The following is a 22,650-nucleotide window of genomic DNA, read 5'->3' on the forward strand; positions in this document are numbered from 1 at the left end:
TCGCGATCCTTGGTGCAATGTCCGGGTTAACGGCCCGTCACACTTGCTTCATAGGGCGGCCCATGGCCGCCGCCGGGTGCCGGGGGATGCCGCCGGATCGGCGGGCACGGCCCGCCCTATAACCGCCGGGTGCGATCCCACAGGACGGATGGCAGCCTGTGGTGCTCAGACTGGTAGAATGCACGACCTATGAGTGTCAGCGAGACATCTGCGATGAACGAGTTGCCCCGTTCGCCCGAGGCCGCGGCGGGCCTGAGCCTGTCGCTGGTGGTGCCCATGTACAACGAGGAGGAGAACGTGCCTCCCCTGCTCGAACGGGTGCACGAGGTGCTCGGCGACTACCCGTATCCCTGGGAGATCGTCCTGGTGGACGACGGCAGCGCGGACGCCACCAACGAACGCATGCAGGAACAGCGTGAGCGCTTTGGCCGCCACGTGCGCGTGCTGACCCTGCAGCGCAATTTCGGCCAGACCGCGGCCATGCAGGCGGGCATCGACTGTGCCCGCGGCAGCGTGGTCGCGCTCATGGACGGCGACCTGCAGAACGATCCCGCCGACATCCCGGCCATGGTCAGCCGCCTGATCGACGAGGATCTGGACATGGTGGCCGGCTGGCGCAAGAACCGCCAGGACGACTTCTGGCGGCGCAAGATCCCCTCGCGTATCGCCAACAAGCTGATCCGCTCCATTACCGGCGTGAACCTGCATGACTACGGCTGCAGCCTGAAGGTGTTTCGCGCCCACGTACTCAAGGGCGTGCGCCTCTACGGCGAGATGCACCGCTTCATTCCGGCATGGTTCGCGACCCAGACGGCACCGCGGCGCATCCGCGAGCACGTGGTCCAGCATCATGCACGCTCGCGGGGGACCTCCAAGTACGGGATCTCGCGTACCTTCCGCGTGATCCTCGACCTGCTCTCCGTCTACTTCTTCATGCGTTTCAAGGCGCGCCCGGGTCACTTTTTCGGTTCCATCGGTCTCGTGTTCGGCGGTCTCGGCGCCTTGATCCTCGGCTACCTGTTCGTGCTCAAGGTGTTCATGGGCATGGACATCGGCACGCGTCCGTTGATGTTCGTGGGTGTGATGTGCGTGCTGGTCTCTGTGCAGTTGCTCACCACCGGTGTGCTCAGCGAACTGATGGCGCGCACCTATTTCGAGTCGGGCGAAGCGCGCTCCTACGTCGTGCGCATGGGCGCCCTCGAGGAGGTCGGGGAGGCCGACTGGTATCGGCGTGATGTCTGAGGCGCAAGCGCGGCGCAGGGAGCGCCGCTACTGGGCAGCGGCACTGGCGGTGACCGCCCTGTATACCGCGTACCGCCTGATTCTGCTGGCCACCTTTCCATACGATCTCTACGGCGACGAGGCCCAGTACTGGACCTGGGCGCAGGCGCCCGACTGGGGCTACTTCTCCAAGCCGCCGGTCATCGCCTGGCTGATCACGTTCACCACGGCCTTCTGCGGCGATTCGCACTTCTGCATCAAGCTCGGCTCGCCGCTGCTTCATGCGGGCACCGGGCTCGTGCTCTTCGCCGTGGCGCGGCGCCTGTTCGATGCGCGTACCGGTTTCTGGGTGGCGGCCCTCTACGGCCTGATGCCCGCCATCTCGCTGTCCACCATGGTGATCAGCACCGATGCCCCGCTGCTCTTCTTCTGGGCCGTGGGGCTGTACGCCCTGCTGCGCGCGCTCGGGGAGGGCGCGTGGCGCTGGTGGCTGCTGGCGGGGCTGGCCCTGGGTCTGGGCATGATGAGCAAGTACAACATGGTCATCTTCTTCGTCTCGGCCCTGTTGTTCGTGCTCGCCACGCCCCGCCACCGGCACTGGATCACCTCGCCGCGGCCGTGGGTCGCGGGCGTGCTGGCGGGTGTGGTCTACCTGCCCAATCTACTTTGGAACGCCGCCACCGGTTTCGTCAGCTATCGGCACACCCAGGACATCTCCCGGGTGGATGAGGCGCGCTGGTCCTTCGACGGCCTGATCGATTTTGTCGTTTCCCAGTTCGGCGTCTTCGGCCCCATCCTGTTCGCCGTGCTGCTCTTCCTGCTGGTGCTCCGGCTGCCGGGCCTGTGGTCCCAGGAGCGCCCCCGCTTCCTGCTGGCCTTTGTCCTGCCGTGGCTCGCCATCGTCGCGGCCATCAGCCTGGCCTCAAGGGTGCACGCCAACTGGGCGGCGCCCATCTATCTCACGGCCCTGATCCTGGTCTGCGCCTGGCTGCTGGAACGGGGTCGTGTGGGACGCCTGCTGCTGGCGGCAACAGTGGCGATTCATCTGCTCATCGCCGGCGGGCTCTACCATTACGACACGCTGGTGCGTGCGGCGGGCGTGGAGCTGACAGGCCGCACCGATCCCTTCAAGCGGGTGCGCGGCTGGTCGGAACTGGGGGCGGCGGTGGAGGCCGTGCAGGCGCACCATCCGGATGCGCTGCTCATGACCCAGGAGCGCTTCCTGACCGCGCAACTGATGTATTACGTCGAGCCGCGCATGCAGACCGTGGTCAAGTGGAACCCGGACGGCGTGGTCCGCGACCACTACGACCTGATCACCAGCCTCGAGGGGCGCGAGGGGCAGGACTTCCTCTTCCTGCGTCGGCCGGGTCCGTTGGCCGGCGACGTGGCGCAGCGGTTCCGGGCCCACGAACGGGTGGCGCAGATACGCATCGACGTGCACCGCGACTGGGGCCACCACTACGACGTGTACCTGCTCGAGGATTACCAAGGGGCGGGTGAGGATTGAACCACGAAGCAACAGAAAGAGCGTTCTCTCGCAAAGACGCGAAGCACGCCAAGGAAGCCAAAATGGATTTCCTGAAGAACAGAGAAATTCGTAGGTTGGGGTGAGCTGCGCGAACCCCAACAGCATTGGCAGGGATGAAGCATCGCATGTTGGGGTTCGTTCCTCACCCCAACCTACCTGATTTCAGATTCTCTTGGCGTGCTTTGCGTCTTCGCGAGAGAAAACGCTTTTTGTCCTTTTTTCTGCGAGCGTGTGGTACCGGACCAACAGAAAAAAGGCGGTACGCCATGGGCGTCCGCCTCGTTCCTGGCGCAGCGATTTTGGCGCCGTGTCAGCGCGGTGCGTCGCGTCCGTAGTGCTCCACCAGATGGTCGATGATCTTTTCGCGCTGCTCGTCGGTGAGCCAGGTCATGCCGTAGTCCTCCATGTCGTCCATGACCCACTCCCAGTCATGGCGCGCAAGGCGCTGGGACTTGGGCAGCGTAATGGAATGGCAGGCGGCACAATGCACCTCGAACAGCTGCTTGGGGGACATCTCGTCCGCCTGCGCTGTCGGGATCAGGGTGCCGGACGGCGCGGAGGATGCCACCAGCCAGCCGGTCACCAGTGTTGGGATCAACAGCCACAGGGAGAGATGGCGTCGCTTGAACATATTGCCGGGTTCCTTGTTCATTGGGGTTGGTCAACAAGACGGCGGCCCGCTGAACGGGCCGCCGTCTTATATGGCTTGAGGCGCTAGTGTCGTGTCCCGCAAATATCTACGGGACACGACACTAGGCCGGTTCCACCATGATCGGTATGCGGTGCACCAGGTTGCCGTCGTAACCGCGCGGGTTCCATGGTTGCGCGATCGGTTGGGTGTTGCCCTTGTTGTCGACGCCGCGGGCCCAGATCTCGTAATAGCCTCGACCGTCGAACTTGACGTCCGTCTCCCACTGCTGCCACGAGTACTTGTTGTGGGGCCTGCCAAGCTTCGCCTTCTTCCAGTTCAGGCCGAAGTCGGTGGATACCCACATTTCCTCGACCACATCTTCCCCTGCCCAGGCCTGGCCGGTGACCTTGATGGTCTGGCCCACGCGGAACTCGCTGTCTGCGGCAGGTCCGGTGATCACCGACTTGATGCGCCACGGGCCGCCGACCACCATGTCCTCTTCCGGCGGACGGGCGCCGGGAGCCACGGGATACTTCGGCACCCGGTAGGAATAACCTGTCATGCCGCGCCCGTCGTGTTCGCGATCGCGGACCACGATCCTGTTGAGCCACTTGTGGGAGGTGCTGCCGTACCAGCCGGGCACCACCAGTCGAACGGGATAACCGTGTACTGCGGGGATGTCCTCGCCGTTCATCTTGAACGCGACCAGGGTGTGCTCCTCCATGGCCTTGTCGATGGGAATACCCCGGGAGAAGGGCGGGCGGTCGCCGAGAATCGGTTCTTCGCCGTAGTGTGCGGTGTACACGGCGGTGTCCTTCAGCCCCGCTGCATTCAGCAGTTCACGCAGGGGAACGCCGGTCCACTCGGAATTGCCGATGGCGCCGTTCTTCCACTGGTTGCCCCGCGGAGCCGGGTCGAAATAGGCGCGTCCGTTGCCGCCACATTCGATAGGCAGGCGGTAGGTGACAGTGTTCATGGCCTGGAGTTCGTCCAGGGTAAAGGAGACAGGATTGTTGACCTCACCCTCGATTTCCAGCTTGTAGCCCTGGGGGTTCTTGCGCAGGGCACGCTCGGAGACCAGGTCGTTGTTGCGAATGAAGTGGCGTTTGATCGGGGTGACCGCGTCACCCATCAGGTGCGGGGGTGTTTCGGCGTTCAGGGGGCGCTCGTTGTGGACGATTAGGCCTTCCTTCGAAGCCTCGCCGAGTACCTGCTTGGCCTGCTCGTCGGCAACGCCTTCCGCGTCGCTGGCCCAGGCCATGGGAATCATGCCCCGGCCGAACAGGCCCTGCAGGGCGGCCTCGGTTCCGGCCCCGAAGCCCAGCAGCGCCAGCGCGGCGCCGCTCTTGCCGACCTTGCCGAAGAACTGACGGCGCGAGGATACCTCGTCAAAGATATCCAGATCCTGGGGGCTCGCGCCGTGGTCGCGGGTATAGCCCCGCAGCCAGTCCCAGGTCTGATGATCCGTTTTTTTCATGTGAATAACCCTCCAGCATCGTTAACGATGTTTTTCTCACCTTTGGTGGGCCGGGCGACAGCGGAGTCGCCCGGATTCCTGGACTCGAGATGCTTAAGCATTTGCTGATGGACGGTTTGGATTTGGACCAATTCCAAGTCCCGACCATTGAATGATGCTGGAAGGAAGCGGTTTATTCCTCTGGAGGACCGGATTTCTGTGAACTGCTCGACATGTCAGGGCGTAAGGCGTCCTCGAGTGCGGCGACCCTGGCCTCCAGTTCCGCCAGTCGCTCCCGGCTCCGGGCGAGCAGCTTTGCCTGCACCTCGTACTCCTCCCGGGTGACCAGCTCCATGCGCTGCAGCGCACCGGCGAGTCCTGCCTTGAGGTTTCTTTCGATGTCGCCCTGCATGTGGCGCACGGATTCGGGCATGAGTTCGGAGAGTTTTCGAATGAGTTCGTCCAGGGGCTGCGTGTCACGCATGATGTGATTCCTCGCAACGGGTTTTTCGACGGGGCTGTGTGTTTCCTGCCTCCAGACTAACAGCACGCATCAAAAAAAGGGTACGACCCGGACCGGACGCGATCGCGTCCAGGGGGAGTGCCCGCAGCCGGTGCGTTTCCACCGTTGCGCGCACCCCTTTGATGCATGCGGCCCTGTGAAACCGCAACAGGGGTAACGAAAACGCAACAGATCGAGGCTTCATTCAATGTGGGCACGATAAATGCAATGGCCTGATCCAGTGATTGATCACCGATCACACCCGTAACCTCACGAGACTGGAGATTGGCCATGCATTCCAAGTTCAAGAAGACTCTGATCAATTCCGCCGTGACCGGCGCCCTGATGATGGGCGCCGCCGGCATGACCACGGCCAAGGCCGAAGTCACCTTCAACGCCGGCGTGTTCAGCGACTACATCCTGTGGGGCACGACCGCTTCCGGCAACAACGCGGTGGTCCAGGGTGGCATCGACTACGAGGATGCCTCCGGCTTCTATGTGGGTTCCTGGATTTCCACCCTCGGTGACGGCGAGGGTCAGGAGGTTGATCTGTACCTGGGCTACGAATTCGAGGCCGGCGGTCTGGAGTTCGATGTGGGCTATGTGTACTACTACTATCCGGGGCTGGATGATGCCGACTACGGGGACATATACGCCTCCGTCGGCTTCGGCCCCGTCTATGCCTCTGTGAACTACGCAATCCACGCGGACGACAGTGATTACGAGGGCAGTACCGTCTACGCCATCGGCGGCGGCTTCGAGATCATGCCCAGCATCTCCCTGGATGCGGAACTCGGTTATACGGAGCAGAAGGGTGAAGATGGCAGTGACAAGTGGACCTTCTGGACCATCGGCCTGACCAAGTCCACCAATATGGGCGATATCTCCATCACCTACGCCCAGACCGACGAGAGTGATCTCGATCCGCTGTTCGTGGTCGGCTACAGCATCAGCTTCTGAGCGAAACCGGACAGTTCTGTTCGAAAAAGGGCGGCGCCAAAGGCGCCGCCCTTTTTTTGTTCCGCTCACGCAGCGGGTGGACTTGCGCCACACGTTGCGATCCCGTCCGCGCCATTTAAGGGCGACCGCACCAGAACGGGGCAGCGTGGGCCTGTACGCCTCATCGCCTGATCCCGCCGAGACGCCGCAAACCGGCATGGCATCAAGCGTTTCAGCCAATGGCACACGCCTTGCTTTGACTCGATTGCGAGGGGGGTCTTCCCCATCCGGTTTGAGCAACGCTCAGGAGCAAACCCAATGAAACTAGTCACTGCAATCATCAAGCCGTTCAAGCTCGACGATGTGCGCGAAGCCCTCTCGGAGATCGGAGTCCAGGGCATCACCGTCACGGAGGTCAAGGGCTTCGGCCGGCAGAAGGGCCACACCGAACTCTATCGGGGTGCCGAGTACGTCGTGGATTTCCTCCCCAAGGTGAAGCTGGAGGTGGCCGTGGACGACCCCATGGTCGACCAGGTCATCGAGGCGGTCAGCAAGTCGGCCAACACCGGCAAGATCGGTGACGGCAAGATCTTCGTCTTTCCGCTGGAGCAGGCGATCCGCATCCGTACCGGCGAAACCGGCACCGACGCACTGTAAATCACAAGGCTAACAACAGTTAGCGGAGGACGCACAAGTGGAAAGTCAAGTCATAGAAGTTGCCTACGCACTGGATACCTTCTACTTCCTGGTATCCGGCGCGCTGGTCATGTGGATGGCCGCCGGTTTCTCCATGCTGGAGGCCGGTCTCGTCCGCAGCAAGAGCACGGTGGAGATTCTCACCAAGAACATCGCGCTCTATTCGCTCGCCTGCATCATGTACATGTTCATCGGCTACAACATCATGTACGGCGACGGCCTGAACTCGGTGATTCCCGGCCTGAGCTTCTTCATCGGCGGTGACAACACCGTGGAAGAGGTTCTGGCCAGCGACGGCGAGATCTACTACTCCGGCATGTCCGATTTCTTCTTCCAGGTGGTGTTCGTGGCCACCGCCATGTCCATCGTCTCAGGCGCCGTGGCGGAGCGTATGAAGCTCTGGGCCTTCCTCGCCTTCGCGGTGTTCATGACCGGCGTCATCTATCCCTTCCAGGGTTACTGGAGCTGGGGCGAAGGCTGGCTGGACGAGCTGGGCTACCTGGACTACGCCGGTTCCGGCATCGTGCACATGACCGGCGCCGTTGCGGCACTGGCCGGTGTCATCCTGCTCGGCGCGCGCAAGGGCAAGTACGGCCCGAACGGTGAGGTGAACGCCATCCCCGGCGCCAACCTGCCGCTCGCCACCCTGGGTACCTTTATCCTCTGGATGGGCTGGTTCGGCTTCAACGGCGGTTCCGAGCTCAAGGTCTCCGACATCGAGTCCGCCAACGCCGTGGCCCAGGTGTTCACCAACACCAACCTCGCCGCCGCCGGTGGCGTGCTGACCGCGATGATCGTCACCCGTCTCGTCTACGGCAAGACCGATCTCACCATGGGTCTGAACGGTGCCCTGGCGGGCCTGGTGTCCATCACCGCCGAGCCGCTCATGCCCTCACCGCTGCTTGCCGTGATCATCGGCGCCATCGGCGGTGCCATCGTGGTGTTCTCCATCATCGGTCTGGACAAGCTGCGGATCGACGATCCGGTGGGTGCCATCTCCGTGCACGGCACGGCCGGCATCTGGGGCGTGTTCGCCGTGTTGCTCTCCAACCCGGACGCCACGTTCATGAACCAGCTGATCGGCATCGTGGCCATCTTCGCCTTCGTGTTCATCGCCAGCCTCATCGTCTGGGCCATCCTCAAGGCGCTGATGGGCATCCGCATCAGCGAGGAAGAGGAATACGAAGGAGTCGACCAGTCCGAATGCGGTCTGGAGGCCTATCCCGAGTTCACCGTGAAGTAACTCTCCTGCCCCTCTCACACAGGGTGTGCTGTTTGGCGGGTGCTTCGGCGCCCGCTTTTTTATTGGGAGTTGGCATAGAGCAGCTCAGTTGCGTCCATGTGACAAGGCGCCGGACTCCTACAGGGCGAATCCAAGCGGTGTGATCGGGAAACAAGGTCAGGTGAGTCAGTGAGGGAGTCGGACGAACAGCCGGCCTTCCGCGTCCAGGCTGAAGCGGGGCATGTCGCGATGACTTTCGCGGTTGAGCAGGTCCAGCAGCCAGCGGGTGTCGTCCGCGTCGGCCCGGTGCAACGAAAAGCGGGCCATGCGCAGCGGGGTCATCCACATCTCCGGGGGTGCGTCCGTGCCGGGCGCGAAACGCAGGAAGTACATGAGCGTCAGCTCCGGGCGGAACTCCTCGTGCCCGCCGATACCCTCGTAGTCGTTGATGAAGTCGCCGCAGCCGTAAAGGATGGGCCGGCCGCGATAGAGCTCCATGCCGCGGGGATGATGCGATGAATGTCCGTGGATCAGATCGGCCCCGGCCTCCACCAGGCGGCGCGCGAATGCCCGGTGCCCGTTCGGGATGCGGTAGCCCCAGTTGCCGCCCCAGTGGATCGACACCACGGCCAGGTCACCGGGGCGCTTCTCGGCCCCGATGCGCTCGGCCAGTACTTCGGCACCGCGCGCCGACGCCTTGCGCGCCAGCCAGACGCCGGGTCGTTTCGGTCCCGCAGCCCAGTCGGCGGGGATACCGCTGTCTGTAGACCCGATGCTCCAGACGAGTACGCGGTTGCCCGGCACCGGTTCCAGACAGGCCGGGCGCATGGCCTCCGATTCGTCTTGGCCGGCGCCGCAACGGGCGATGCCGAGGCGGTCCAGCACGCGACAGGTATCGTCAAGCCCCTCCCGGCCCCAGTCCAGCACGTGGTTGTTGGCGAGCGCACAGCAGTTGATGCCTGCCGCCTTCAGGCAGGGCGCATTGTCCGGGTGCATGCGGTAGTTGATACCCTTCGTCGGCCAGGGCGCGTCATGACGGGTGATGGCGGTTTCCAGGTTGACGAGACGCACCTCGGGCGCGAAGCGGGTCAGCTCTTCCAGCGCAGCGCCCCAGATATAGGGGAATTCCACGGGTCGCGGGATCGCGCCGTTTGCCGCCTCGGCAAGGGAGACGTAGTCCCGCGCGTCATGCACGTACGACTCGTAGAGTTCCGGGCTGCAGGGATGCGGCAGCGCCTGGTCGATGCCCCGTCCGGTCATGACGTCGCCGCAGACGAACAGCGTCACCGCGCCGCTGGCGCCTCGCGCGTGGCCCATGTTGGTCATGCCAGTTCCCCCGGCCGCGTCAACTCTCTTCCAGTCTAGCTCGGGCATTGCATCAAGGATCGCGGATGATTGTGGCCTCCGGGCCTGTCTCCCTTGCTCATAGGGCGGCCCGTGGCCGCCAGTTGACGGCGGGCACGGCTGACGGCGGGCACGGCCCGCCCTATGCTTCTCCTTCCAGAGACAACGCGAGGCAGGCCGGGAAATCCCGTTCAGTCGTGGTCCCCGGCGGGATGCGCGGGTTGGACCACCGGGCGAGGGGCTGAACGTGAAGGATGCGGAATGTGTCGCTTTTCTCCAGTGGGCGTTGCCCCGGCTGAAGCTGCGCTGGCCGGGATTCCGCCGTGTACGCCGGCAGGCGTGCAAGCGCATTCAGCGGCGCATGACGGCCCTGTCCTGTCCGGACGTGGCGGCCTATCGGCTGTATCTGGACGAACATCCCGAGGAATGGGCCAGGCTGGATGCGTATTGCCGGATCACCGTCACCCGGTTCTACCGCGACAAGCGCGTATTCCAGACGCTCATGGACGACGTCCTGCCGGAACTTGCCCGGGCGGCGCTGACGCGTTCCGCCCGGACGCTTCGGGTCTGGTCCGCCGGATGCGGCTCCGGTGAGGAGCCGTACACGCTGGCCATCGGATGGCAGCTCCAGCTCGCCCAACGATTTCCCGACCTCGCCCTGGATATCCTCGCCACGGATGCCGATGACGGCCTGCTGTCGCGGGCGTCCGAGGCGTGCTACGCGTGGAGTGCCGTGCGCAACCTTCCGTCGGGTTGGCGATCCGAAGCCTTTCAGGCGCGTGACGGGCGCTACTGCCTCAGGCCCGCATTCAGGACCGCGGTTCGTTTCCGGTGCCACGACCTGCGTACGCCGCTGCACGAGGGTGGATTCGACCTGATCTGTTGCCGCAACCTGGCCTTCACCTATTTCGACCACGATCTGCAGCTTCGCGCTGCGCAGACGCTCCATGAGCGCCTGTTGCCCGGCGGCGTGCTTGTGCTGGGCGTGCATGAGCGGCTCCCGGAAGGCGGGCCCGATTTTTCCGTCATCTCGGAACGCCTCGGCCTCTACCGCAAACCTGTTGTTTGAACCACGAAGCGCACGAAGGGCACGAAGAAAGAATGATGGGCCATCGGGTCCGCAATTTCTCTGATATCGCTGGCCCGCACTGCCGTTCGGCTGCTTCGTTGGCGCAGGAGAAATGTCTCTCGCGAAGCCGCGAAGCCCGCAAAGAAAAGATCAGTTCATAATTCTTTTGTTTTCTTGGCGAGCTTCGCGGCTTTGCGAGAGTCCCTGCATTTATTGTCAACGAAGCCACCAAACGGAAAGGCGGATCGGCAACATCAACCGGAGCCCGGATCTCCACACCCCATCATCCTTCCTTCGTGCCCTTCGTGTGCTTCGTGGTTAAGCGCCTATGTCGAACCCAAGGTTGCGGGTGCCAAGGCGAAGGTGGATATTGAGTGCGGGGTACATGAACCCCGCCTCCGGGTTTCGGACGGTGTCCATGACGCAGGAAGTTCACATCGACGGCACCATGGGCGAGGGCGGTGGCCAGGTGCTGCGCAGTTCACTGACACTCGCGCTGCTGACCGGTCGTCCGGTTCGCCTCACCCGCATTCGTGCCCGCCGGGATCGGCCCGGACTGGGTTTTCAGCATCGCATGGCGGTACATGCCGCGGCGCGCATCAGCCGTGCGCGAGTGGACGGCGACCGGGTCGGCTCACAGGACCTCGAATTCGTCCCCGGCCCCGTGGTCCCCGGAGACTATCACTTCGATATCGGCACGGCCGGCAACACCTCCCTGGTGTTGCAGACTGTGCTGCTTCCTCTGGCGCTGGCGCCGGGCGCGTCGACCGTCGGCGTGACGGGCGGCACCCATGTGCCCCTGAGCCCGTGCTTTCACTATCTGGACTGGCACTGGCGGACCATGCTCTCGCGTCTGGGCCTCGGTTTCGACCTTCGCATGACCATGGCCGGGTTCTATCCCCAGGGCGGCGGTGAGATCCATGCCGCGATACGCGGTGACGCACGCATCGACGCGCTGGATCTGCGCGACCGGGGGAGGCTGCTCGAAGTGCACGGTCTCTCCGCGGTGGCCAACCTGCCGGAGGAGATCGCCCAGCGCCAGCGCGGCCGTGCGCTTCGAGGGCTGGCGGCGATTGACTGTCCCGTGCACATTGCCATTGAAAGCCTGCCTGCCCGTTCACAGGGGACGGTGCTGGTGTTGCTGGCCCGTTTCGAACACAGCCAGGCCTGTTTCTTTGCGCTGGGTGCGCGGGGGAAACGCGCGGAGCGGGTGGCTGACGAAGCCGTGGAGGAACTGCTCGCGTTTCTTGCCACCGACGGAGCCGTGGACCGCTGGCTTGCGGACCAGCTGCTCTTGCCCCTTGCGTGCGCCGGCGGGCCATCTGTATTCCGCACCGGTGAGGTCACCCTGCATCTGTTGACCCACGCGGAGGTCATCCGAAGATTCCTGCCGGTGACAATCCGCATCGATGGCGAGCCGGGAGCGCCAGGCACGGTGCATGTGAACTCGTGATTCCCCGCCATGAAGCCGCTCTTTCACACCCAGCTTGTCAACGGCACTCGCGGAGATCCCGCGCTGTATATCGACTTCCAGTTCCGCCGCCGCGCCCTGATGTTTGATCTGGGTGACGTTAGCCGCCTGGAGCCGCGGCGCATCCTGCGCCTGAGCGATGTGTTCGTCTCGCACGCCCACATGGATCACTTCATGGGCCTGGACCGCCTCGTGCGCCTGATGCTCGGGCGCGGCAAGCATCTGAGGCTCTACGGGCCGCCGGGGTTCATCGACCGGGTGAGGCACCGGCTGCACGGCTACACGTGGAACCTCGTGCGCAACTATGCGGAACCGTTCATCGTCGAGGCCCTTGAACAGGACGCCGACGGCGGGCTGCGGCGAAGCCTCTTTCACGCCCGTGAGGCGTTCCGGCAGGAGGACCGGCCCGCGCCGTCCATGCCCCCGGGGACACTGCTCGACGAGGAGGAATTTCGCGTGCGCGCCGTCCCGATCGACCATCACATTCCCTGTCTGGCATTTGCACTGGAGGAGAAGGCGCATCTCAACGTCTGGAAGAACCGGCTGGAAGACATGGGCCTGCCCACCGGGCCCTGGCTCAACCATCTCAAGCACCTGGTGCGCCGTGGCGCCCCGGACGACACACCGGTGGAGATCGCATGGCATGACCGCGCCGGTGAGCATCGGGTGGTCCATGCCCTCGGCAGGCTGCGGCAGGAAGTGCTTCAGGAGGTGCGCGGGCGCAAGCTGGTCTACGTGGTGGACGCCGCCTTCCATGAGGCCAACCGTCGGCGAATCGTCGAACTCGCCCGGGAGGCGGACCTGTTCTACGTGGAGGCGCCGTTTCTGAACGAGTCGGCGGAACGTGCTTCCGACACGGCCCATCTGACGGCCGCCCAGGCGGGTCTCCTGGCCCGGGAGGCGGGGGTGAAGCGCGTCATCCCCTTTCATTTCTCCGCCCGCCACACGGGCGACGAGGCGAGGATCCGGGCACAGGTGATGGCGGCGTTCAGAGAGCGTCCCGCCGGCTGAAGCCCAGCCCGCATATCTCACCACCCTTCTACTGTGGCCGCCGATCTGCGCGCTGTGACGGGGCGTGCTCCCTCCGGCCGGCTCGACGTAGTGTCGACTACGCCCGCGCCGTCCTCCAGTCCGCGCACCCCGTCACAGCGGCATCTCGGCGCCCTCGCTACGAACGGTGGTGAGATATCCGGGCTAGCCGTGCCGGCGCCTGGGTGAGCACCGGGAGTTGTCACAACCGGGCACCCCGGAACGATGGATGCCCCCCAATGCTCGCTTGACAAGGTCATTCGGATAATTCCTAATGAGAAACAAAGTTTCCCCTTGAGAATTCCTGTGAGCCAGCACACGTACCGCCTCATCGTGTCCTGCCCCGACCGGGTGGGTATCGTCGCCGCTGTCAGCGGTTTTCTCTCCCGACATGGCGGCTGGATCATCGAGGCCAGCCAGCACGCGGACCAGGGCCTGGGCTGGTTCTTCATGCGCTACGAGATCCGTGCCGACTCGCTGCCCTTCGACGACAAGGGCCTGCGCGAGGCCTTCGCGCCCATCGCCGAAGACTTCGGCATGCAGTGGCAGGTGACCGACGCGCAGGTGCCGAAGCGCGTGGTGGTCATGGTCAGCAGGCTCGACCACTGCCTCACGGACCTGCTCTACCGCTGGCGCAGCCAGGAGATGTTCTTCGACATCCCCTGCGTGATCTCCAACCACGAAGACATGCGCGACTACGTGGAGTGGCACGGCATCCCCTTCCACCACGTGCCCGTGGACCGGAACGACAAGGCGCCGGCCTTCGCCGAGGTGACGCGCCTGGTGGAGGCATGCGAGGCGGATGCCGTGGTGCTGGCCCGCTACATGCAGATCCTGCCGCCCGACATGTGCGCGCGCTATGCGGGGCGCATCATCAATATCCACCACAGCTTCCTGCCGTCCTTTGTCGGCGCCAAGCCGTACCACAAGGCCTTCCAGCGCGGCGTGAAACTGATCGGCGCCACGAGTCACTACGTCACCGAGGAGCTGGACGCCGGTCCAATCATCGAGCAGGACGTCATCCGGGTGCGCCACGACGATTCCATCGAGGAGCTGATCCGCCTCGGGCGCGACGTGGAGAAGGCAGTGCTGGCGCGGGGCCTTCGCTATCACCTGGAAGACCGGGTGCTGGTTCACGGCAACAAGACGGTGGTCTTCGACTGATGCCGTTGCGCCTGCTGAAAAACGCGTTCAGCGACGCGCCGGACCCGCGTTTCTTCACGACGCCCGGCACCCTTCGCGACAGCTACGACGTGGTGATCATCGGCGGCGGCGGGCACGGCCTGGCCTGCGCGTACTATCTCGCCCGGGACCACGGCATCACCAACGTGGCGGTGCTGGAGCAGGGCTACATCGGCGGTGGCAACACGGGGCGCAACACCACCATCGTGCGCTCCAACTATCTCACCCCCGAAGGCGTGAAGTTCTACGACGAGAGCATCCGCCTGTTCAGGGATCTGGCCGAGGATTTCGACCTCAATATCTTCTATTCGGAGCGCGGCCACTTCACCCTCGCCCACACGGATGCCGCCGTGCGCACCATGCGCTGGCGCGCCGAGGTGAACAAGCACTTCGGCATCGACAGCGAGCTGGTGGACCGCGACTTCATCGCCGACGCCGTGCCCATGCTGGACCTGGACTGCGGCGGCGAGCATCCGGTGCTGGGTGCGCTCTACCACGTGCCCGGCGCGGTGGTGCGCCACGACGCCGTGGCCTGGGGCTACGGGCGCGGTGCCGACCGGCGCGGCGTGGAGATCCACCAGAAGACCCGTGTCACCGGCATCCGCGTGGAGCAGGGCAAGGTCACCGGTGTCGAGACCGACAAGGGCTTGGTGAAGACGGGCCGGGTGATCTCCATGGTGGCCGGCTCCACGCCCCGCATCACCGACATGGTGGGCATCACCACGCCCATCGTCATCCACCCCCTGCAGGCCTGCGTCACCGAGCCCATGAAGCCGTGGCTCGACACCATCATCGTCTCCGGCAGCCTGCACGTGTATGTCTCGCAGTCATCGCGCGGCGAACTGGTCATGGGCGCGGCGCTGGACCCCGCCATCCTGCATTCCACGCGCTCCACGCTGGACTTCGTGGAGGGCCTCGCTGACCAGATGCTGGATCTCTTCCCCTTCCTGTCGCGCGCCAAGGTGATGCGCCAGTGGGCGGGCATGGCGGACATGACGCCGGACTTCGCGCCCATCATGGGCAGAACGGCCATCGACGGTTTCTACATCGACGCCGGCTGGGGCACCTGGGGATTCAAGGCCACGCCCATCTCCGGCAAGACCATGGCCTGGACCGTAGCCAACGACCGCGACCACGAACTCATCGAACCCTTCAGCCTCGCCCGCTTCGACCGCTTCGAACTGGTCGGGGAACGGGGGGCGGCTTCGGTTGGGCATTGAGGGTTTTAAAACCATTCGACGCAAAGGCGCAAAGTCGCAAAGGGACGCAAAGTAGATGAATAGTTGTTTGAGCACTGGAGCCACGGTTCGCTACACCTGCGGCCAAAGCAGCGTGTCATCTCTCGCTTTTACCCCGTATTCACTTTGCGTCCCTTTGCGTCATAGCGCCTTTGCGTCGCGGTAGGTTTGTGGTTTTGAAAAACAAAGCACTTGACGCAAAGACGCCATGACGCAAAGGGACGCAAAGTTAATGAACGTTTGTTCGTGTGCTGTGGCCATATTTTGTTGCTGTGGCCGTTGTAGCCCTATGCCATCTTCTGCTTTTACACCGATCATCTTTGCGTCCCTTCGCGCCTTTGCGTCTTTGCGTCGCGGTGAACAACGATGAAACTCATCCACTGCCCCAAAGTCGGCACCCGCCCCGCGTCCGAGTTCGTCTACGGCGGCCTGTGGCGTCCCATGCCGGATCCGGACGCGTGTTCGGATACCGAGTGGTGCCACTACGTCTTCCATCGCGACGGTGCCCCCGGGGTGCAGCGGGAATGGTGGTGCCATGCGCCCACGGGTATGTGGTTCGTGGCCGAGCGCGACACGATGAAGGACGAGTTTCTGCGCACCATGACCGTGGCCGAGGCCATGCGGGAGGCGACCGATGGCTAGGCGCCTTCCGCCCCAGCCGGGGGAATGGATCGACCGCGAGCACACGGTGCGCTTTACCTTCGAGGGGCGCGAGTACCCGGCCTTCGCGGGCGACACCATCTCGTCGGCGCTGCTCGCCAACGGCGTGCGCGTGCTCGGACGCAGTTTCAAGTACCACCGACCCCGGGGCGTGTTCTCCGCCGCCAACCACGACACCAACGTGCTGTTCCAGTCGGAGACCGACTTCAACATCCGGGGTGATGTCACCGCCGTCGAGGACGGCATGAAGCTCGCCGCCGTCAACACGGCCGGCGGGGTGAAAAGGGACCGCGGGCGCATCATGGACAGCCTCTCGCCCATGCTGCCGGTGGGCTTCTACTACAAGACCTTCCACCGTCCCCGCGCCCTGTTCCCGTTCTGGGAGAAGCGCATCCGCAGCATGGCGGGTCTGGGCCGTGTGGATACGGCATGGAACGGCGGACGCGTGCCGAAGCGCCATGCCTTCTGCGATCTGCTGGTGGTGGGCGCCGGGCCGTCCGGGTTGTCCGCGGCAGTCGCCGCGGCCGAGGCCGGCGTCAACGTCTGGCTGGTGGACGAGAACGCGCGCCCCGGCGGCAGCTTCAACGACCAGGAAGCCAATCTGCAGCGCGACGAACTGCTCCACCGGGCGCATGAACTCCATAACCTCACGATCCTGACCGACACCGTCGCCGCCGGCTGGTACGCGGACCATTACATCCCGCTGGTGACCCCCGAAGCGCTGATCCGTCTGCGTGCCCGCGCGGTCATCGTCGCCGCGGGTGTGTACGAGCAGCCCGCCGTGTTTCGCAACAACGATCTTCCGGGCGTGATGCTTGGAAATGCGGCCCGACGCCTCGTGCATCGCTACGGCGTCGCCCCCTGCGAGTCCACGGTGATCCTGGCCGGCAACAGCGATGCCTATCGCAGCGCGCTGGAGTTGCAGGCCGCCGGCGTCGCCATTCGCGCACTGCTGGATCTGGAGGATCCCGGGACGCGGGCCGATCTGTTCGCCGACGTGCAGGCGGCGGACATCCCGGTCTACGGGCGCTGCGCCGTCCACAGCGCCGAGGGCAACGGCATCCTGGAGGCGGTGACGGTCTGCGAACTGGACGGCGAGGGCCGCGCGAAACCGGACACCGCCCGGCGCATCGACTGCGATGGCCTGCTCATGTCCGTGGGCTATGCACCCGCCGCCGCCCTGCTGTATCAGTCCGGGGCGGGCATGACATTCGCCGGGACGCCCGGCCAGTTCGTGCCGGAGTCGCTGCCGCCCGGTGTGTTTGCCTGCGGGCGGGTCAATGGCGTGTTCGGTCTTCAGGCGCGCCTTGACGACGGCCTCGCCGCGGCAGGCGAGGCACTCGCGTATCTGGGCAGGAGCGGCGTGCAGCACGCGCGCCCCGGCCGTGGCCGCGAACGCATGTCCCACCCCTGGCCCGTGTTCCCGCATCCGAAGGGCAAGGTGTTCGTGGATCTCGACGAGGACCTGCAGCTCAAGGACCTGGAGCGTGCCGCCGCCGAGGGCTTCGACAACATCGAACTGCTCAAGCGCTACTCCACCGTGGGCATGGGCCCGAGCCAGGGCAAGCATGCCAACATGAACGCGGTGCGCATCCTCGCGCGCCTGACCGGCCGCACCATCGACAGGACCGGCACCACCACCGCACGCCCGTTTCATCATCCGGTACCCGTGGGCCATCTCGCGGGACGCCGCCTGCGCCCCGAGCGGCGCACCGCCATGCACGGCTGGCACAAGGCACACGGCGCCGTGTTCATGCCCGCTGGACACTGGCTGCGGCCGAAGTATTACGGTCCCGGTCCGGAGGAGGAGGCCATCCGCGCCGAGGTGCTCGCGGTACGCGAGGGCGTGGCCATGGTGGATGTCTCCACGCTGGGCAAGGTGGAGGTCATCGGACCCGACGCCGCCCGCTTCATGGATCAGCTCTACACGCTGAAGCTGTCCACCGTGAAGATCGGCCGGACCCGTTATGCGCTCATGGTGGACGAGGCCGGCGTGATCATCGACGACGGCGTGTGCGCCCGCTGGGCGGACGACCACTTCTACGTCACCACCACCACCACCGGCGCCGAGATCATCTTCCGCCACATGCAGCGCCTGATCGGTGAGTGGCAGCTGAACGTGGACGTGATCAACCGCACCCACCAGATGGCCTCCATGAACATCGCGGGCCCGCTGACGCGCGAGGTCCTCCAGCCGCTCACCGATCTGGATCTTTCGCAGGAGGCCTTTCCCTATCTGGGCGCGCGCCAGGCGTTGGTGGCCGGTGTGCCCGCCTGGCTGTTCCGCGTCGGCTTCGTGGGCGAACTGGGCTACGAGATCCACGTGCCTTCGGCCCAGGCCCGCCACGTGTGGGTGTCGCTCATGGCGGCGGGCGAGGCCTACGGCATCCGGCCCTTCGGCGTGGAGGCCCAGCGTCAGCTGCGTCTGGAGAAGGCGCACCTGATCGTGGGGCAGGACACCGACGGCACCTCCAGCCCCTTCGACGCCAACATGAACTGGGCGGTGAAGTTCGACAAGCCGTTCTTCCAGGGCAAGCGCAGCCTGGAAATCCTCAAGGAACGCGCGTCCAACCGGTTGCTGGGTTTCAGGCTGCCGGGCAATCACCCGGGTCCGGTCCCGGAGGAATGCCATCTCGTGATCCACGACGGCGACATCGCCGGGCGTGTCACCAGCATCGGCTACAGCCCGTCGCTGGATGCCTGGGTGGGTCTCGCCATGGTGGATCGTGCCCTCGAGGATGCCGACACGCTTTCCATCCGCGCGGCCGGTGCGGTGATGGTCGACGCGCCCGTGGTGCCCACGCCCTTCTACGACCCGGAGGGCCTGCGCCAGAAACTGGAAACGGCGCATGAACCGGTCGCGAGAGAGGCGAGCGCATGAACCGCCTGAGTCCGGCCCACGACATCCTGCCGCGCGAGCGCTTCGACTGGGGTGAGGTACGCGGCATGGCGGTGCCGCTCAAGGCACCGCAGCGGCCTGCCACCTGGGTAGCTGATCTCAGCCCCCTCACGCGGGTGCTGGTCAAGGGCGGCGATGCCGCCGGCTGGCTGGCCGCGCGGGGCCTTCCGGTGCCCGAGGACTGGTTCGTGTGCCGCGATCTGGCGGAACTGGGCGACGATGTCTTTATGGCGCGCACCGGCAGCGGGGAGTTCCTGCTCCACGACGGCCCGGGCGGCGCACTGGCCGAACGGCTCGGTCCGCTGCCGGAAGGCCTGGAGAACGGCACCCGCGTGCTCGCGCGCGACGACCAGGAAGTCGCCCTGGGCGGCGAACACGCCGCCATGCTCATGGCGGAATTCTGCGCCCTGGATCTCTCCACCACGGGCGATGCACTGCTCTACACCCGCGTGGCCGGCGTGGGCGTCTGGCTGCGCGTCGAAGCGGGGCCTGTCTACCGCATGGGCTGCGAACCCAGTTACGGCGAATTTCTGTTCGAGACCCTGATGCACGGGGTCCGTGAAATGCAGGGGGAAGTCATCGGCTTTTCCGATTTCTACACCATCCGGGAGGATCCAAAATGACACCACAGGAAGCGAAGACCTACCTCGAGAGTCACCAGGTGAAATACATCCTGGCCCAGTTCGTGGACATCCACGGCGTGGCCAAGACCAAGTCCGTGCCCGTGAGCCACCTGGAAGACGTGCTCACCGACGGCGCCGGGTTTGCCGGCTTTGCCGTATGGGGCCTGCGCATGGGGCCGCACGAGGCGGACTACATGGCGCGCGGCGATCTGAGCACGCTGTCCATCGTGCCCTGGCAGCCGGGCTATGCGCGCATCGTGTGCGACGGCTTCGTCAACGGCAAGCCGTACATGATGGACACGCGCAACATTCTCGCGGCGCAGGTCAAGCGCCTGAAGGAACGCGGCTGGACCATGAACACCGGCCTCGAGCCCGAGTTCAGTCTGCTGCGCCGCGACGGTAACGGCGGCGTGGTGCCCGCCGATGACTCCGACCGCCTGGACAAGCCCTGCTACGACTACAAGGGCCTGTCCCGCTCCCGCGAGTTCCTGGAGCGCCTGGTGGAGTCGCTGCAGGCGGTGGACTTCGACGTCTACCAGGTGGACCATGAGGACGCCAACGGCCAGTTCGAGATCAACTACACCTACTCGGACTGCATGACCTCCGCGGACCGCTACGTGTTCTTCCGCATGGCCGCCGGGGAGATCGCCAACCAGCTGGGGCTCATCTGCTCCTTCATGCCCAAGCCCTTCTCCAACCGCACGGGCAACGGCATGCACATGCACATCTCCATCGCCGACGAGACCAACCCCAACCTCTTCGAGGAGCCGTCCGATCCGCGCGGCCTGTCCCTTTCAAAGACCGCCTATCACTTCATGGCAGGCCTGATGGACCACGCCCCGGCGCTCACCGCGCTCATGGCCCCCAGCGTCAATTCCTACAAGCGCCTCGTGGTGGGCCGCGCGCTCTCCGGCGCCACCTGGGCCCCGGCGTTCATCTCCTACGGCGACAACAACCGGACCTCCATGGTGCGCGTGCCCCAGGGTCGTCTGGAACTGCGCCTGGGTGACGGTGCCTGCAACCCGTACCTGGCGGCCGCCGCCGTCATCGTCGCGGGTCTGGATGGCGTGGACCGCAAGCTGGATCCGGGCGAACCGCAGAACTTCAACTTCTATGACTTCAGCCCCACGGAGCTGGCCGAGAAGGGCATCGAGACCCTGCCGCAGAGTCTGCACGAGGCCATCGAGGCCCTGCGCAAGGACACGCTGTTTGCCGAGCAGCTCGGCCAGGCGTTCATCGACGAGTTCGTCGGGCTGAAGAACATGGAGTGGGTGGAGTATTCCCGTCACGTGTCCGACTGGGAACTCAGCCGCTACGTGGAATTTTACTGATCGAGGAGATTGTCCCCATGTGCGGGATCGTAGGACTGTTGCTCAAGAATGCGGCGCTCAACGAGAACCTGGGCCGGTTTGTCACGCCCATGCTGGTGAGCATGGCGGAACGCGGTCCGGACTCCGCGGGCCTTGCCGTGTTCACGGACCGGGACCTGGGCGAGAAGTACAGCCTGTTCGCGCAGGATGCGCAGTTCGACTGGGACGCCCTGGAACGCGTCCTGGACGAGGCCCTGGTGCCCACGCCGCGTATCGAGGCGAAAGGGCGCTACGCGCGCCTGTCTCTGGACGTGGAGCCGGACACTTTGCGGCGCTGGATGGCGGAACACTTTCCCCATCTGCACGTGCTCAGCGCCGGGCACTTTATGGACATCTACAAGGACGCCGGCCATCCGGCGGAGATCGCCGGGCGCTATGACTTCCCCGCGCTCACCGGCAGCCACGCCGTGGGCCACACGCGCATGGCCACGGAGTCCGCCATCACCCCGGCCCACGCCCATCCCTTCACCGCGGGCGAGGACTTCTGCCTGGTGCACAACGGCTCGCTGTCCAACCCCTACAAGATCCGCCGCAGGCTGGAGCGCAAGGGCATCCGCTTCGAGACCGACAACGACACCGAGGCCGCCTGCCGATTTCTCGAGTGGCGCCTGCGCGAGGGCGATGGCCTTGAGACCGCGCTCGCGGAGGGCTTCTCCGTGCTGGACGGTTTCTACACCCTGCTCATGGCCACCCGCGACGAACTGGCCCTGGTACGCGACTCGTTCGCCTGCAAGCCCGCCGTGGTGGCCGAGACCGACGACTACGTGGCCATCGGTTCCGAGTACCGCGCGCTTGCCCACCTGCCCGGGGTGAAGGAGGCGTCGTTGTTCGAACCCCGGCCCGAGGAGATCTACACGTGGAGACGATAACCGACACCGACAAGACCGTGCGCGTGGACCTGGACGAGTCCAGCGTGCGCGACCTGAACCAGTTCCTGCACCACGATCTCGCCGCAAGCGGCGTCAAACACATCGAGGTGCTCAACCCCAACGGCCGCCACAACATCGCCGTGGGCGTGGACGCGCCGGTGTCCGTGGACATCCGCGGCCATGCCGGCTACTTCATCGGCGGCATGAACAAGCAGGCGCGCATCACGGTGCACGGCAACGTGGGCTGGAGCGTGGGCGAGAACATCATGTCCGGCAGCATCCGCGTGAAGGGCAACGCCTCCGAGTGCGCGGGCGCCTCGGGCCATGGCGGACTGGTGGTCATCGAGGGCGATGCCTCCTCGCGCTGCGGCATCTCCATGAAGGGCTGCGACATCGTGGTGGGCGGCAGCGTCGGGCACATGTCCGCGTTCATGGCCCAGCTCGGCACGCTGGTGGTCTGCGGTGACGCGGACGCGGGGCTTGGGGATTCACTCTACGAGGCCGTGATCTACGTGCGCGGCACCATCAAGGGCCTCGGCGCCGATGCGCGGGAGGAGCCCATGGGCGAGGAGGACTACGCCCGCGTGGCGGCCCTGCTGGACAAGGCCGGTTTCGATCACGACCCGAAGGCGTTCAAGCGCGTCGCCTCCGCGCGCACCCTGTACCACTGGAACGCCGATCATCACCAGGAGTACTGA

The 22,650-nt window shown here is 65.1% G+C and carries 20 protein-coding genes; 16 read left to right on the forward strand and 4 right to left on the reverse strand.

Translation table 11 applies throughout. The features are described from left to right. The first annotated feature begins 213 nt into the window (after window positions 1–213). Window positions 214–1,242 (forward strand): glycosyltransferase family 2 protein, encoded by a 1,029-nt coding sequence (locus B1C78_RS04805; RefSeq protein ID WP_077278016.1) that lies wholly within the window; start codon window positions 214–216, stop codon window positions 1,240–1,242. Further along, window positions 1,235–2,731 carry an ArnT family glycosyltransferase gene (locus tag B1C78_RS04810; protein WP_077278017.1) on the forward strand — a complete coding sequence of 499 codons (1,497 nt, stop codon included), beginning with the start codon at window positions 1,235–1,237 and terminating at the stop codon, window positions 2,729–2,731. The genes B1C78_RS04805 and B1C78_RS04810 overlap by 8 nt, the downstream gene beginning before the upstream one ends. Before the next feature lie 331 nt (window positions 2,732–3,062). Here B1C78_RS04810 and B1C78_RS04815 read toward each other — a convergent pair whose 3' ends face one another. The 3 genes from B1C78_RS04815 to B1C78_RS04825 all read right to left on the reverse strand — a co-directional run bounded on the left by B1C78_RS04815 (window position 3,063) and on the right by B1C78_RS04825 (window position 5,323). Beyond that, window positions 3,063–3,383: a c-type cytochrome gene (locus B1C78_RS04815; protein ID WP_077278056.1), complete on the reverse strand. Its 321-nt coding sequence runs from the start codon at window positions 3,381–3,383 to the stop codon at window positions 3,063–3,065. 121 nt (window positions 3,384–3,504) lie between these two features. Continuing rightward, a complete protein-coding gene (locus B1C78_RS04820) occupies window positions 3,505–4,860 on the reverse strand; it encodes a sulfite oxidase (RefSeq protein ID WP_077278018.1) in 1,356 nt (451 codons plus the stop codon). A gap of 172 nt (window positions 4,861–5,032) precedes the next feature. Beyond that, window positions 5,033–5,323 carry an accessory factor UbiK family protein gene (locus B1C78_RS04825; protein ID WP_077278019.1) on the reverse strand — a complete coding sequence of 97 codons (291 nt, stop codon included), beginning with the start codon at window positions 5,321–5,323 and terminating at the stop codon, window positions 5,033–5,035. Between the two features lie 309 nt (window positions 5,324–5,632). On the opposite strand from B1C78_RS04825, the gene B1C78_RS04830 reads away from it, so the two are divergent. The 3 genes from B1C78_RS04830 (at window position 5,633) to B1C78_RS04840 (ending at window position 8,219) form a co-directional block, all read left to right on the forward strand. Then, the gene (locus tag B1C78_RS04830; protein ID WP_077278020.1) at window positions 5,633–6,301 is read left to right on the forward strand and encodes a TorF family putative porin; all 669 of its coding nucleotides are present in this window, start codon (window positions 5,633–5,635) and stop codon (window positions 6,299–6,301) included. Between the two features lie 297 nt (window positions 6,302–6,598). Further along, a complete protein-coding gene (glnK, locus tag B1C78_RS04835; protein ID WP_077278021.1) occupies window positions 6,599–6,937 on the forward strand; it encodes a P-II family nitrogen regulator in 339 nt (112 codons plus the stop codon). Between the two features lie 37 nt (window positions 6,938–6,974). Next, window positions 6,975–8,219 (forward strand): ammonium transporter, encoded by a 1,245-nt coding sequence (locus B1C78_RS04840; protein ID WP_077278022.1) that lies wholly within the window; start codon window positions 6,975–6,977, stop codon window positions 8,217–8,219. 165 nt (window positions 8,220–8,384) lie between these two features. Here B1C78_RS04840 and B1C78_RS04845 read toward each other — a convergent pair whose 3' ends face one another. Further along, window positions 8,385–9,524 carry a CapA family protein gene (locus B1C78_RS04845; RefSeq protein ID WP_139349808.1) on the reverse strand — a complete coding sequence of 380 codons (1,140 nt, stop codon included), beginning with the start codon at window positions 9,522–9,524 and terminating at the stop codon, window positions 8,385–8,387. A gap of 265 nt (window positions 9,525–9,789) precedes the next feature. Between B1C78_RS04845 and B1C78_RS04850 the strand changes: the two genes are divergently transcribed. The 11 genes from B1C78_RS04850 to B1C78_RS04905 all read left to right on the forward strand — a co-directional run bounded on the left by B1C78_RS04850 (window position 9,790) and on the right by B1C78_RS04905 (window position 22,650). Further along, window positions 9,790–10,611: a CheR family methyltransferase gene (locus tag B1C78_RS04850; RefSeq protein ID WP_077278024.1), complete on the forward strand. Its 822-nt coding sequence runs from the start codon at window positions 9,790–9,792 to the stop codon at window positions 10,609–10,611. A 418-nt stretch (window positions 10,612–11,029) separates the two neighbouring features. Continuing rightward, complete coding sequence (gene rtcA / locus B1C78_RS04855; protein WP_077278025.1) at window positions 11,030–12,064, forward strand: RNA 3'-terminal phosphate cyclase; 1,035 nt, start codon at window positions 11,030–11,032, stop codon at window positions 12,062–12,064. 9 nt (window positions 12,065–12,073) lie between these two features. Next, window positions 12,074–13,093 carry a ribonuclease Z gene (locus B1C78_RS04860; RefSeq protein ID WP_077278026.1) on the forward strand — a complete coding sequence of 340 codons (1,020 nt, stop codon included), beginning with the start codon at window positions 12,074–12,076 and terminating at the stop codon, window positions 13,091–13,093. A gap of 324 nt (window positions 13,094–13,417) precedes the next feature. Beyond that, a complete protein-coding gene (gene purU, locus B1C78_RS04870) occupies window positions 13,418–14,275 on the forward strand; it encodes a formyltetrahydrofolate deformylase (RefSeq protein WP_077278027.1) in 858 nt (285 codons plus the stop codon). Beyond that, window positions 14,275–15,513: an FAD-dependent oxidoreductase gene (locus B1C78_RS04875; RefSeq protein ID WP_077278028.1), complete on the forward strand. Its 1,239-nt coding sequence runs from the start codon at window positions 14,275–14,277 to the stop codon at window positions 15,511–15,513. The genes purU and B1C78_RS04875 overlap by 1 nt, the downstream gene beginning before the upstream one ends. 384 nt (window positions 15,514–15,897) lie before the next feature. Continuing rightward, window positions 15,898–16,173, forward strand: a complete 276-nt coding sequence (locus B1C78_RS04880; RefSeq protein WP_077278029.1) for a sarcosine oxidase subunit delta — start codon at window positions 15,898–15,900, stop codon at window positions 16,171–16,173. Beyond that, window positions 16,166–19,072 (forward strand): 2Fe-2S iron-sulfur cluster-binding protein, encoded by a 2,907-nt coding sequence (locus B1C78_RS04885; RefSeq protein WP_077278030.1) that lies wholly within the window; start codon window positions 16,166–16,168, stop codon window positions 19,070–19,072. Before B1C78_RS04880 ends, B1C78_RS04885 begins: the two co-directional genes overlap by 8 nt. Then, window positions 19,069–19,713: a hypothetical protein gene (locus B1C78_RS04890; protein ID WP_077278031.1), complete on the forward strand. Its 645-nt coding sequence runs from the start codon at window positions 19,069–19,071 to the stop codon at window positions 19,711–19,713. The genes B1C78_RS04885 and B1C78_RS04890 overlap by 4 nt, the downstream gene beginning before the upstream one ends. Then, window positions 19,710–21,044: a type III glutamate--ammonia ligase gene (glnT, locus tag B1C78_RS04895; RefSeq protein ID WP_077278032.1), complete on the forward strand. Its 1,335-nt coding sequence runs from the start codon at window positions 19,710–19,712 to the stop codon at window positions 21,042–21,044. Before B1C78_RS04890 ends, glnT begins: the two co-directional genes overlap by 4 nt. Window positions 21,045–21,061: 17 nt before the next feature. Continuing rightward, on the forward strand, window positions 21,062–21,952 hold the full coding sequence (locus tag B1C78_RS04900; protein ID WP_077278033.1) for a class II glutamine amidotransferase domain-containing protein: 891 nt from the start codon (window positions 21,062–21,064) through the stop codon (window positions 21,950–21,952). Further along, complete coding sequence (locus B1C78_RS04905) at window positions 21,940–22,650, forward strand: GltB/FmdC/FwdC-like GXGXG domain-containing protein (protein WP_077278034.1); 711 nt, start codon at window positions 21,940–21,942, stop codon at window positions 22,648–22,650. The genes B1C78_RS04900 and B1C78_RS04905 overlap by 13 nt, the downstream gene beginning before the upstream one ends.

Source organism: Thioalkalivibrio denitrificans, from assembly GCF_002000365.1.
Classification (GTDB): domain Bacteria; phylum Pseudomonadota; class Gammaproteobacteria; order Ectothiorhodospirales; family Ectothiorhodospiraceae; genus Thioalkalivibrio_A; species Thioalkalivibrio_A denitrificans.